The following is a 13,402-nucleotide window of genomic DNA, read 5'->3' on the forward strand; positions in this document are numbered from 1 at the left end:
AAGATCATTAATGAAAAATATATTGCTTGTTACGGTAGCGGTAGCGTCCATTGGTTTTACCGCCTGTAAAAAGAAAGACTTCGCGGATAGTTATGCAGATCCCGGAAAAATATCAACTTCTACGGTTGATAAACAATTTGCAGGTACCCTGGTTAGCCGGATGTGGACCAATACTGATAAAGGTAACCATGGATATGTTGTTCCTCAATACTGGAATTATTTTGTAATACTAAGAACAACTTTGTTGCACTATACCCAGGCTGTTGGCTGGGAAAACAGTGATAACCAGTATGTTCCGGGTTCAGCTTCGATAAGCGACAATTGGAAAGATTATTATTATTTCCTTGCGCAGTATCGCGAGTTGGAAAAGATCTATTCAAAATTGCCGGCCATTGAACAGGCTGACAATCGTATATATATGATCGCAGCCGCCATCTTTTTATACGATCAAACGCAAAAAATGGTAGACCTGCACGGTGATATTCCCTTTTCTGAGGCAGGAAAGTTAAGTACCAATGGTGGTAATTATTCAGCCTCTTTAGCCAAATATGATGATGCAGCAAGTATCTATACCACCATGCTCGATAGCCTGAAGGGCTTTGCCGATGAGTTGAATTCTATAGTTGTCCCGGCTTATATTCAGAAAAAGTTCAACACGCAGGACCTGATCAATCTTGGGGATATTAAACTTTGGAAAAAGTATTGCAATTCACTGCGCCTGCGAATATTAACAAGGGCATCTGGCGCGTCGGCTTTTTCATCACGTGCAAGCAGCGAAATAGCAACCATTCTTTCCACTCCCGCCAAGTATCCCGTTGTTACTGCAAACAGTGAGAACATCAAGGTGACTGTATTTGACCTGAGTTCGGATATCACTGCTAAAAGTTTCAAGGATGGATTAGAAGGTGATGCAGGAAGGGCCAGTAATACTGCCGGTAAAGTGATGATCGATCATATGAAGGCCAATGGTGATCCGCGGTTAAGGGCTATGTACCAACCCGGTGATAGCGCCAAAGGCGTGTATACGGGTGTAGATCCTGTGGGCGACAGGAGCGCTCAGGATGCAGCAATAAACAGAGACTCCAAAATAGCTCTTTATAACCGGTCTACTGTAAGCCGTAACCAGTACTTCCCCGGTATATTGATCAATGCCGCTGAAGTAAGCTTCCTGGCTGCTGAATACTATTTAAAAACAGCAAATCTTTCAGCCGCCAAAACCGCTTATGAAACCGGTATCAGACAGTCTGTTGAATATTATTACTGGATCAGGACATTAAGCAATGACGCCTCGTCGGGGCCGCTTACCCCAACAAATGCTACCGAGGTCAATGCATACATTGCTTCTACAGGAGTGAATTGGGATTTAGCGCTCACTACCGCCGATAAGTTAACATTGATCGCTACGCAGAAATGGATACACTACAGTGTTGTGCAGCCGCACGAAAGCTGGGCCGAACTCAGAAGACTGGATGCCCCCGCATTAAGCTTTGAAGTTGACAACGCCAGCAATATTATAAAACAACCACCGGTAAGATGGTTTTATCCTTCATCTGAAAACATCTACAATAAAACCAATTATGATGTGGTGAGTTCAAAGGATAATCTTACCACCAGAATTTTTTGGGACGTTAAATAAGTTTATATTAAGTGTTGAGAGTTCCGCCCCGATAGTCTTATCGGGGCATTTTTATTTATATTAGGTTTCAATTCCTTAAATTGACCCATCAATACCATTAACATGGAGATCATTATTGTAACGCTGCTGGTTGCCTTGCTGCTGGTAGCCATTATTACCATGGTATTTGCATGGCGTGCTATGGCTGCCAAAAACAATACCGACTGGATGGCCGTGAAATATAAAATGGAAAGCCTGTTGGGGGAGATTGCACGTATTGAAACGGCCATGAAACAGGAAATGGTGACCAATCGCCAGGAAACCGGTGATAATACCCAGCGCATCCGAACGGAGTTAGCGGCCTCGTTAAAAAACTTTGGCGAGTTGATTAACCAAACGATGGCCGGCGCCACAACGGTTCAAAAAGATAATTTCTTTGCTTTGTTAACCAAGCAGAGCGAACAGAATAATGCCACTTCTCACCGGTTAGACCAAATGCGTGAAACACTGGAAAAGAAAATGGCTGAGCTGCAAACCGGCAATGAACGCAAGCTCGATGAAATGCGCGCAACGGTTGATGAAAAATTGCAAAAGACATTGGAAACCCGCCTGGGCGAATCGTTTAAACTCGTAAGCGAACGGCTGGAAGCGGTACACAAAGGCCTGGGCGATATGCAGCAACTGGCAACGGGGGTGGGCGATCTGAAACGGGTGCTTACCAATGTAAAAACAAGGGGCGTGCTGGGTGAATACCAATTGGAAAGCATTCTGGAGCAGGTGCTCACTATTGACCAATACGGGCGCAACGTAAAAACAAAAGAAGGTTCCAATGCACTGGTAGAGTTCGCCATAAAGCTACCAGGGCGTGGTGATAAAGATAAATCTGTGTGGTTACCGATAGATTCAAAATTTCCTAAAGAAGATTTTGAAGCGCTGGTGGATGCATATGATAAGGCATTGCCCGAGTTGGTAGAAGAATACAGGAAGAGTTTTGTAAAAGGCATTAGAAAATGCGCGCTGGATATCAGCAGCAAATACGTTGATCCGCCGAACACCACCGACTTTGCCATCCTGTTTTTACCATTTGAAAGTTTGTATGCCGAAGTGCTGCGTACACCCGGTTTGTTTGAAAGTATTCAACGCGAATATAAGATCATCATTACCGGTCCTACTACTTTATCTGCCTTGCTGAATAGTTTGCAAATGGGTTTCAGAACACTGGCCATTGAAAGGCGGTCGGGAGAAGTATGGCAATTGCTGGGTGCGGTAAAAACCGAGTTTGGCAATTTTGGCGGAATTCTGGAGAAAACCCAGAAGAAATTACAGGAAGCCAGTAATGTTATTGAACAGGCGGGCGTAAGATCGAGGGCTATTGAAAAGAAACTGCGGGATGTACAGGAATTACCTAAAGAAGATGCTGTTGCGTTAATTGGGAATACTGGGCCGTTAAATGAGGCAGAGGAGGAGAGTGGAGAGTGAAATGTAAGTAGTAAAGCCGGATATTTGCAATTCTCCGGCCTTACTTTAGAAAATCTTAACAACTGTTGCTCCTCGAGATAGGTAGGGTTACTACACTAGATTATTAACAGCTTGCAATATACGCGAAAATGGGAGCGGCCCTGCTACTTACCGGTAGTGAGGGCATACAAATAGTTATCCACGCTTACATTTACTAGTGTAAGCGTAGTTGTTTTAAGATGGGTGGTTCGTAAAAGTTCTATAAAAGGGTGAGGTTTTTGCCCTTGTAGGCTTGCAACTCATTGCTGTCTGGCGACAGTTCAGTAATTAAATAATCGATCTCGTTTACATCGGCGATCTTCATTTGCATTACCGAATTCATTTTTTCCGAAATGGTGAGTACAGCCACTTTATCAGCCGCATTGATCATAGCTTTTTTAACCTGGATGGTTTCCCAGTCAGAATCGGTTAAGCCGCTGTTGGTATCAATGGCGTTGATACCCAGCACACACAGATCAGCCTTAATATTACTGAGGTATTGAAACACTTCGCCGCTTACCGTCATTTGGCTGTAAGTAGATATTTGTCCGCCGATCATGATGGTTTTAATCATCGGTTTATCGAGCAGCTCTACAGCGGTGAGCACATTCACGGTAATGAACGTGGCGCGTAGGGTAGGAGGAATTTTTTTAATAAACTCTCTGATGGTAGTTCCACCACCGATCAGCACGATCATATCATCCTTTAATAACTGCAGGGTTTTATCGGCAATGATCTCTTTCTTTTGTTGCGAATAAGTTTGCGACTCGTGCCCAATATGATAAGCCGCAGACATTACCCCGCCTTTTATCCTTATCACCTGGCCTTCTTCGGCCAATTCATTCACATCGCGCCGGATGGTATCCTCCGATACGTCTATCAGTTTTACCAGGTCGGTAAACATCAAACGCGTATGGATGTTCACCTGTTTGGTGATCAGCTTTTTCCTTTCCTTTTTTTGCAAGGCCACCGGCGCCGGCGTATTTGGGTTGTTGTTTGCCATAATCTATACACATTAAGATTGGGTACGTCTTCAATTGACAAAATTCAAACTTTTAGCACTAAATAAAGAGACTTATTCAAGGGATGCAAGATTTTATTTTTAAAAAAGCGATTGCAGCTGCCTGAATTTATAAACTCTCTATTTCTGCAATCTTTGCAATAATACAAAGATTGCAAATATTTTGCAAAGATAATCATGCTGTTTCTCAAACTCAAATAATTTCATGCAATCGATTGTTTACTATTGATTTACAGTGAATTAATATGTTTTGCGTCCAGATTGCCCAAAGTCATTATAAAATGCCGTTATTTAAGTATTTGCAGAAATAATTCCAATAACTGCAAATAATTTGCAGTTTGTATTCTTTTTGTTATTAAATTGTAACAGAATTCGCAACGTAACCAAACATTTCTACTCAACTCAAATGCTTATGAAACGAGTCCAAACTATTGCTTCGGGCAGCCTGCTGCTATGTTTTCTTCTGCTTATCTCGCTCGCTGGCCTGGCGCAATCTGCCCTGTTAAGAGGGGTAATTAAAAATGAAGCTGATCAAACAGGCATCCCCAATGCTACCGTAACCCTCACTTCCGGCGGGAGTTCTAACTCAACCACAACTGATCTAAAAGGTATTTTCGCCATGAAAATACCCGCCAGCCTTCAGTCTTCCACTTTTCAATTAACTGTTACCTCTGTGGGGTATGAAAAAAAGCTGATCACCATTGAGCCTGGTCAGGCGTCAGTCACAATTACGCTAAAAGCAGGTAGTAGCGATATGCTTGATAATGTGGTGGTAACCGCGTTGGGCATGAAAAAAGACCGCAAAGCAGTAGCATACGCGGTAACCGAAGTAAAAGGAAGCGAATTCACCCAGGCCCGTGAAAATAATATCGCGAATGCATTGTCTGGTAAGGTCGCGGGGGTAAATGCGGCAGGTTTGTCAACCGGTCCGGGAGGTTCAAGCCGGGTTACCATTCGCGGTAATGGTTCCATGATCGGCGATAACCAACCTTTATATGTAATTAATGGTATGCCGCTCGATAATACGGTGCCGGGCGGTGCACCCACGGCAAATGGTATCACCAGCAACGTTGATAAAGGCGATGGCATCGCGGGCATTAACCCCGATGATATTGAATCCATCACGGTGTTGAAAGGCGGTACTGCTGCGGCCCTGTATGGCTCACGCGCCAGTAACGGGGTAATTCTTATCACTACTAAAAAGGGAAGGGCGCAACGCGGTATTGGCGTTGACTACAATTCTACCTTCACCATGGATAATGTAGCCGTTACTCCCGATTTTCAATATGATTATGGGCAGGGGCTCGATGGGGTTATGCCCACCACTTTGACAGATGCGCAGGCATCGGGAAGAAAATCATGGGGTGCCCCCATCGATGGTTCAACCAATTATATGGGTGTAGATGGAAAAACACATCCTTATGTGGCCCAGAAAAAGAACCTGCAGAATTTTTATCAAACCGGAACCACTTTCACCAATAGCCTGGCATTTGCCGGTGGCAGTGATAATTTCAACTACCGCTTTTCTTTGGCAGACCTTAACAGCAAAGGTATTTTGCCGGGCACCACGTATAAACGTAAAACTTTCAACGTAGCCCTCAATGGCAAAGTAGGTTCTAAAATAAATATCGAAGCACTGGCCCAATACAACCTGGAGCAGGGACATAACCGTACAGGTGCGGGCGATGCGTTGGGAAATCCTAACTGGACACCCCTTGAAATTGCCAATACCGCCGATGTACGCTGGATAAAACCTGGTTACGATTCCTTAGGTAATGAAACCATCTGGAACGATGCCGCTATTGCCTCGAATGGTTATTTCGTCATCAACAAATGGAAGGAAGACGATGTGAAGAACCGCTTTATTGGGCAGGCGTCTATTTCCTATGAAGTCATTAAAAACCTGATAGTAAAAGGGACTGTAAGCCGCGATTTTTATAATTACAATTATTCAAACGTGTTGCCATCAGGGGCGTTGTATACGCCACTGGGCGAATATGTGGGATTGAAATCAGACCTGTCTGAAACAAACAGCATGTTGAATATTAATTACCGTACCCGGTTTGCGCAAAATTTTGGCCTGAGCGCCATGGTGGGCGCCAACTCCCGTAAGTATGCCAACAAGGAGCTGAATATTACCGGTAAGCAATATATCATTCCGTACTTCTATAGTGTTTCAAACCTGGCATCCTCTACGCTAACACCGGTTACCCAGCGTTCCACTACCAATTCGGTTTTTGGTTCTGCCGACTTCGATTTCAAAAACCTGTTCTTTGTAACCTTTACGGCACGTGAAGACTGGTTCTCTACTTTAAGCCCACAGAACAACCATATCTTTTATCCCAGTGTAGGTAGCAGCTTTATTTTGTCCGATGCATTTGAAATGCCAGAATGGGTTACTTTGGCCAAACTGCGTGGCAGCTGGGCGCAGGTGGGTGGCGGCGCTCCTGATCCATATGCCATCAATCTTACTTACAGCAACGTACCCAGTTCAGGCCAGCCCCTGCTGAATGTAACACAGGATGTAAATAAACAGAACGCAATCTCCAATCCCAATCTGAAGCCCTATACTTCCACTACCTATGAAGGCGGATTTGAATTGCAAACATTCAATAACCGGTTAGGCTTAGACTTTACTTATTACAACCGGCAAACTACCAACGACATTGTAAAAACAACCATCTCCGGCACTTCAGGCTATAATTCCGTGATCATGAACGTTGGGGAGTTAAGGAACCATGGTGTTGAAATGCTGTTAACGGGTAAACCCATTAGCCGCGCCAATTTTGGCTGGAATGTAAGCTACAATTTTGCGTACAACCAAAGCAGGGTAGTAGAACTGGCGCCGGGATTAACCTCTGTTCAAATAGCCAACTCCGTTGGTAACTGGGCTTATTTACAACACATCAAAGGTCAGCCGTACGGAACCATTGTGGGCACCACTATGAAAAGAGATGACCAGGGCAATATAATATATAACCGGGGTAACCACCTGCCGGTAACAAGCAACCTGATGCCATTGGGTAACAGCGTGGCGCCGTATACCATGGGTCTTACCAACGAATTTCATTATCACAACTGGGGCCTGAATATTTTGCTCGATGGTAAATTCGGCAACAAAATATTCTCCGTATTTGAGGTGTATGCCACTCGTATGGGTAAGTTAAAAAGCACCCTGCCTGGCCGCGATAAAGGGCTGGAGCTGAAAGGTGTTGACCAGAACGGCGCTACTTATGATACTACCATTACGCAAGCCGGCGGGGTATTGCGCAACTATTACGATAATTATAAAGTGTATACTGATAAGTTCCTGCACGATGGCAGTTTCATCAAACTCCGCCAGGTAATATTATCCTATAACATCCCGGTAAGCAAAATAAAAATGGCCAAGATCCAGGGAGCCAGCATTTCATTTGTGGCCCGCAACCTGTTCATTCTGTATAGGGAAACCAAAAACTTCGATCCTGAACAAAGCTTTACCAACAGCAATGCGCAGGGCTTTGAATCGATCGGTTTGCCCCGTACCCGCTCGTATGGCCTGAATCTGTCCCTTAAATTATAATTACCATAACAGAAGAACAATATGAAAAATATAATAAAATACGCAGGTGGTTTGCTGGGGTTGGTAGGTGTGGTGTCACTGCAATCGTGCGACAAGAATTTTTCGGATACCAACACCAATCCGGAAGCTACCCAGAAAGTTATTCCTCAATACGTGTTTACAAAGGCCGAGTATGATGGCACTGCCAATATGCTGAACTTTTTGCTGGGCACCATGCAGTATACCACCAGTTATAACGATGTGGCGGGTTTTGGTTCCAAGTACAATGCTGCGCAGATCTCACAAACATGGCAGGCATTTAACGATGGCTATCCCAAAGAGATCAACGAATTGGGTATTGTGATCAAAGCTGTAAAAAACGATCCGTCGCAGGTGAACCTGTATGCAACAGCCCGGATCTGGCGGGTATATTGCTACAGCCGGTTGACCGACCTGTATGGCGACATTCCCTACTTTCAGGCCGGGTTAGGATATGACTCTTCCAACTACAAACCAGCGTACGATCCGCAAAGCGCTATTTACGCCGATATGTTGGCAGAACTGGATGCCGCCACACAAAGCTTCGACGCATCAAAAGGAACGTACGGCGCTGCTGACCTGATCTATAATGGCTCAACCGATAAGTGGAAGAAGTTCGGCTACTCTTTAATGCTGCGTTTGGGTATGCGTATGACAAAGGTAGATGCCAATGCCGCGAAGAACTGGGTTACCAAAGCTATTGCCGGGGGCGTGATCATCAATGATGCAGATATTGCGAAGATGAGTTACCTGGCTACCGGACAGGATATCAATAAAAACCCGTTGGCATTGAACCTGTGGAACAGCGATTATATTGCGCAGAATGGTAGTACCAATACAGAGGGTGGCAAATACCAGGATGTATTTATTTCTTATTTGAAAAGCACCAACGATCCCAGGTTGCCCATGTTGTCGGTTGTATGGAATGGCGGCGTAGCTGATACGTCTGTAGGTTTACAAAAAGGCATGCCCGCTACTTTGGCCAATGCCAAGCCTGCCAATTTTGTAACCTATTCCGAGCCCAATCCTAAAACAATTTTATTGCTGAGTTCACCGCGCCTGTTGTTTACCGCTGCAGAATCTTATTACCTGATGACGGAAGCTGCGTTGAGAGGCTGGTATAGTGGCGCCACAGCCAGCTCCCTGTATCAAAACGGTATTCAGGCTGCTATGCGGCAATGGACCCTTATTGGAGGTGCAGCAGGTACTATTGCGCCAGCCGCCATCACCAATTATGTAGCGGCTAATCCGCTCAATACCGGCGGTACACTGGATGATCAGATGAAACAGATCTATACACAATTCTGGGTGAGTATTTTCCCTGATGCGCAGGAAGTGTTTGCCAGTTTTCGCCGTACCGGGTACCCCGCGCTGGTGCCTAACAACTATGCGGGCAATGCAACCGGTGGTAAATTCTTTAGAAGAATGTTGTATCCGCAAAACGAGCAAACGCTTAATGCCGATGCCTATGCAGCAGCCGTAAGCCGGCAGGGCGCAAACGATCTGTTAACCCAAATATGGTGGGATAAATAAGGCAGACGGCAGAAGGCAGACGGCAGACAATTTTCCGGCGATGCGAGGTAATTATTAATCTCAAAGTTCGCGAATCATGTTTGCCGTTTGCCGTTTCCCGTTTGCCGGCAAAAAAGTTCTCGTACAATTTACAAGTAGGTTTTAAGTGTAACAAAGGAGGGCATGTCTATGCCCTTCTTTACTAAGATCAAAAAAGAAAAGCGTTGCATGAAAAGATTGATCGTTGTTTTAATCTGTACTGTACAATATATAATGGCCTGGGCGCAACATGATGTGGTGAAAGATGGAGAAGCAAGTGAGTACAACCTTAATAAACCGGAACGTGAGGAATGGTTGCGCAATGCACCAGGTGGTTTGTTTATTCATTTTAGTGTAGATGCGCAGCTGGGCATCGTGATCAGTCATTCACTGGTAGGCGCTTCTGATGATTATGTAAACCGGTTTTTTAACGAACTGCCGGCAACCTTCAATCCGGCCCGGTTCAATCCCGAAGAGATCGCCACCCTGGCAAAACTGGCCGGCATGAAATACATCATGTTCACCACCAAACACCATTCGGGGTTTTGCATGTGGGATACGAAATCAACGGGATTCAACATTATGAACACGCCGTACCATAAAGACCTGTTGAAAGAATTTGTGGATGCTACGCGTAAGGCAGGCTTGCAGGTAGGGTTTTATTTTTCGCCGGAGGATTTTCATTTTCTGCATACGCATAATATGCTCATAAGCCGGGATAATGTGGTGATGAATGAGCCGGTGAAAAAAGAGTTCGATGAATTTACCCGTACCCAGTGTGAGGAACTGATGACCAACTATGGAAAAATTGATCTGCTGTTTATTGATGGTGAACCTAAGGAAGTGGTAAAAGCCACCTGCTGGAAACTGCAGCCAGACATCCTGATAACAAGAGGGGCATTAAAAACAACCGAACAAATGCTGCCGGGCGTAACCATTCAAAAACCCTGGTTGTCGTGCATTACTATTGGAACGGCCTGGCAGTTTCAACCTACCAATGAAAGATACAAATCCGGCACTAACCTGATCGAATTGCTGATTGAAGCCCGAAGCAAAGGCGGCTCTTTATTATTGAATACCGGACCCAAACCCAATGGTGAACTGGTGGCCGATCAGGAAGACAGATTGCGGGAAATGGCAGCCTGGTATTTTATAAACAGGGAAGCGGTGGATAGTGTGCACCCCTGGGTAATTAGCCGCGAAAAGAATATCTGGTTTACAACAGCGGCCAACAAGCAAACCCTGTATGCTATAATTACCGGTTTGCCAGGTTGGGTAGAAGGGGAGCAAAAAAGTTTTACGCTGCATTCGGTAAAAGCAACGGCGAATACAATAATCAGTGTGCTGGGACAAAACGGAATAATCCAGGAATACAAACCAGGCAAGAACGTGCGCCCCTCGTTTAAACAAACAGATACAGGCCTGGTGGTATCGGTATTCCGCACTCAACGCATTTACGACGATCATAAGTGGCCCAACCCGGCAGTTATTAAAATCGAAAATATACAACCTGCCATTGAACCCGTACAGGTGGTAACGTTAGACGCCCGTTCATCCGCAACAGCCATGGTATTATCGGGTAAAGTGCTAAACTTTAAACCGGCTACGCCTATGAAGGCGCGGTTTTATTACCGGCCTTATCACGGACAGATAGAGGATTTGTACACAGGCCCCTGGATAAAATCGACCACTGCACCTATTGATAAGGATGGAAATTTTTCCGGTACGATCAATGGTTTGCAAAAAGGACAGCAGTATGAATACAAAGCGGTGGCAGAGTATAGTGGGATAGAATTGGAAGGCGATAAAAAATTATGGCATCCCTGACATGAAGTACATACGTACATACCTGGTGATGATAGTAGCATTAATTGCCTGGCCATTGTCAATATGGGCACAGGCAGGTAGCGCTGCATTGCCAGCCCTGATCCCTTTACCAGTAACAATAACCCCAACGGCTGATGCCTTCTATATTACACCTGCCACCAGAATCGTAGCAGGTCAGGCTTCCCTAAACAAAATCGCCGGATTACTAAATGGCTACGTAATTGGTTATGGCGGTAAATCATTGTCGAAAACTGCTGTTGCGGCTGGCAGTGACTTTATTTCCCTGACCATCGACTCTACCGCTGTTCCCTATAAAGAAGGGTATTTGCTTCATATTGATAAAAAAGCCATCCGTTGTATTGGACATGACGCCGGTGGCGTGCTGCATGGGTTGCAAACCCTGCGGCAATTATGGAGTGGCGGCGGTAATAGTATAAAAGTACCCGGTTATACCATCGATGACCATCCACGTTTTGCTTATAGAGGAATGGCGCTGGATGTAAGCCGGCATTTGTTCCCGGTTTCATTTATCAAAAAATACATCGATCTGCTGGCATTGTATAAGTTCAATACTTTTCACTGGCACCTTACCGACGACCAGGGCTGGCGGATTGAAATAAAGCAATATCCAAAATTGCAGTCGGTAGCCGCGTGGCGTAATGAAACGTTGATCGGCCATAAAAAAGAATTACCGCATCGCTTCGATGGCAAACGTTATGGCGGTTATTATACGCAGCAACAAATAAAAGAGGTGGTGCAATATGCGGCAGACCGGCAAATAACCATCATTCCTGAAATTGAAATGCCGGGCCATGCATCTGCTGCACTGGCAGCCTATCCCGCATTGGGTTGCACAGGCGGACCCTATACAACCGCTACTTATTGGGGGGTGTTTGATGATGTGTATTGCGCGGGCAACGATAGCACCTTTGTGTTTTTGCAAAATGTGCTGGATGAAGTGATGGCGCTTTTCCCATCGGCCTATATCCATATTGGCGGTGATGAATGCCCAAAAACAAGATGGCGGGTTTGTGCAAAATGCCAGCAGCGAAAACGAGCGCTGCGCCTGGCAGACGAACATGCGTTGCAGAGTTATTTCATTCAGCGAATGGAACAATATGTGAACAGTAAGGGCCGGCACATCATTGGCTGGGACGAGATTTTGGAAGGTGGCCTGGCGCCCAATGCCACGGTTATGAGCTGGCGCGGCGAAGAAGGCGGAAAAGCTGCCATTGCACAGCATCACCGGGTAATTATGACACCCGAAACAAATTGCTATTTCGATTATTACCAATCATTATACAACGAAGAACCGCTGGCTGCAGGCGGCTTTACTCCATTGCAAAAAGTATATGGATACGAACCGCTGGCCGGAAATACAGACAACGCCACCTCAGATTATCTGGCAGGCGTGGAAGGACAGGCCTGGAGCGAGTATTATACCAGTGAAAAGCAGGCTGCCTATATGATCTTTCCCCGGGCAATGGCGCTGGCAGAACTGGCATGGACCCCAACCAAACAGCGCAATTATGATAATTTCCTGAACCGGTTGCGCGGCGAAGCGCGCTTGTTAAAACAAGAGAAAATTAATTATGATGCGCATTTCGATGACATCACTTATACCTCGGCGCCCCTGCAAAACAATGTTTTGCAAATAAATTTGCAAAGCTCTTATCCTGGCGGCGAGATCAGGTTTACGACTGACAATACCGGGCCTACTTCGCAAAGTGCATTATATACCAGTGCAGTAGAAATTAAAAATACTTGTACAGTAAAAGCATTGCTCTTTAATAAAAAACATCAACCTGCGGGGCGTTTGTTTCAACAGGCATTTCGGATACATAAAGCGGTAGGCGCTGCCGTAACTTTGCAGAATAAACCCATGGACCGGTTCAACCCCGGTAATACAACCCTCGTAAATGGATTGTTTGGCAGCAACCGGTATAACGATAATCAATGGCTGGGTTTTAGTGGCAATGATCTGCAGGCCGTTATAGATCTGGGTAAGGAGCAAACAGTACAACACCTGTCATTGGAAGTACTGAATTATCACTGGCAACGAATGTGGGCGCCGGTTACCCTGCAGTTGCTGGCATCGAAAGATGGCGCACATTATTCAGAACTCTACCGGCAGGATTCATTTCCTGTTAATGGCATTAACAGACTGGATGTGCCGGTAACACCGGTACAGGCGCAATACATAAAAGTGATCGGCACCAACAAAGGCACCATCCCTGCGGGCGAATACGGCGCGGGTGGTAATGCCCTGCTGCTGATCGATGAAATTGTGGTTGAATAAAAACTAATAGAA

The 13,402-nt window shown here is 45.3% G+C and carries 7 protein-coding genes; 6 read left to right on the forward strand and 1 reads right to left on the reverse strand.

Going from position 1 to position 13,402, the window contains the following annotated elements; all coding sequences use genetic code 11:
• Window positions 1-10 precede the first annotated feature (10 nt).
• Window positions 11-1,636 carry a SusD/RagB family nutrient-binding outer membrane lipoprotein gene (locus tag NIAKO_RS35700; protein ID WP_014223384.1) on the forward strand — a complete coding sequence of 542 codons (1,626 nt, stop codon included), beginning with the start codon at window positions 11-13 and terminating at the stop codon, window positions 1,634-1,636.
• Window positions 1,637-1,738: 102 nt separating this feature from the next.
• Entirely contained in the window at window positions 1,739-3,094 is a 1,356-nt protein-coding gene (locus NIAKO_RS35705; RefSeq protein ID WP_014223385.1) for a DNA recombination protein RmuC, read from the forward strand.
• 238 nt (window positions 3,095-3,332) lie between these two features.
• Here the strand turns inward: NIAKO_RS35705 and NIAKO_RS35710 are convergent, their stop codons facing one another.
• Window positions 3,333-4,115, reverse strand: a complete 783-nt coding sequence (locus tag NIAKO_RS35710) for a DeoR/GlpR family DNA-binding transcription regulator (RefSeq protein ID WP_014223386.1) — start codon at window positions 4,113-4,115, stop codon at window positions 3,333-3,335.
• 430 nt (window positions 4,116-4,545) lie between these two features.
• On the opposite strand from NIAKO_RS35710, the gene NIAKO_RS35715 reads away from it, so the two are divergent.
• From NIAKO_RS35715 to NIAKO_RS35730, 4 genes are all read left to right on the forward strand, one after another.
• Window positions 4,546-7,695 (forward strand): SusC/RagA family TonB-linked outer membrane protein, encoded by a 3,150-nt coding sequence (locus tag NIAKO_RS35715; protein WP_207622354.1) that lies wholly within the window; start codon window positions 4,546-4,548, stop codon window positions 7,693-7,695.
• Between the two features lie 21 nt (window positions 7,696-7,716).
• On the forward strand, window positions 7,717-9,246 hold the full coding sequence (locus NIAKO_RS35720) for a SusD/RagB family nutrient-binding outer membrane lipoprotein (protein ID WP_014223388.1): 1,530 nt from the start codon (window positions 7,717-7,719) through the stop codon (window positions 9,244-9,246).
• A 207-nt stretch (window positions 9,247-9,453) separates the two neighbouring features.
• Window positions 9,454-11,091, forward strand: a complete 1,638-nt coding sequence (locus NIAKO_RS35725; RefSeq protein ID WP_041349975.1) for an alpha-L-fucosidase — start codon at window positions 9,454-9,456, stop codon at window positions 11,089-11,091.
• A 1-nt stretch (window position 11,092) separates the two neighbouring features.
• Window positions 11,093-13,390, forward strand: a complete 2,298-nt coding sequence (locus NIAKO_RS35730) for a family 20 glycosylhydrolase (RefSeq protein WP_014223390.1) — start codon at window positions 11,093-11,095, stop codon at window positions 13,388-13,390.
• The last annotated feature ends 12 nt before the right edge of the window (window positions 13,391-13,402 follow it).

It is taken from the genome of Niastella koreensis GR20-10, from assembly GCF_000246855.1.
GTDB classification, from domain to species: Bacteria; Bacteroidota; Bacteroidia; order Chitinophagales; family Chitinophagaceae; genus Niastella; species Niastella koreensis.

Excerpts from the sequence above, each read along its gene's own strand:
- NIAKO_RS35710 (WP_014223386.1), bottom strand. The coding sequence starts at position 4,115 with ATGGCAAACAACAACCCAAATACGCCGGCGCCGGTGGCCTTGCAAAAA.
- NIAKO_RS35700 (WP_014223384.1), top strand. The coding sequence starts at position 11 with ATGAAAAATATATTGCTTGTTACGGTAGCGGTAGCGTCCATTGGTTTT.
- NIAKO_RS35705 (WP_014223385.1), top strand. The coding sequence starts at position 1,739 with ATGGAGATCATTATTGTAACGCTGCTGGTTGCCTTGCTGCTGGTAGCC.
- NIAKO_RS35725 (WP_041349975.1), top strand. The coding sequence starts at position 9,454 with ATGAAAAGATTGATCGTTGTTTTAATCTGTACTGTACAATATATAATG.
- NIAKO_RS35730 (WP_014223390.1), top strand. The coding sequence starts at position 11,093 with ATGAAGTACATACGTACATACCTGGTGATGATAGTAGCATTAATTGCC.
- NIAKO_RS35720 (WP_014223388.1), top strand. The coding sequence starts at position 7,717 with ATGAAAAATATAATAAAATACGCAGGTGGTTTGCTGGGGTTGGTAGGT.
- NIAKO_RS35715 (WP_207622354.1), top strand. The coding sequence starts at position 4,546 with ATGAAACGAGTCCAAACTATTGCTTCGGGCAGCCTGCTGCTATGTTTT.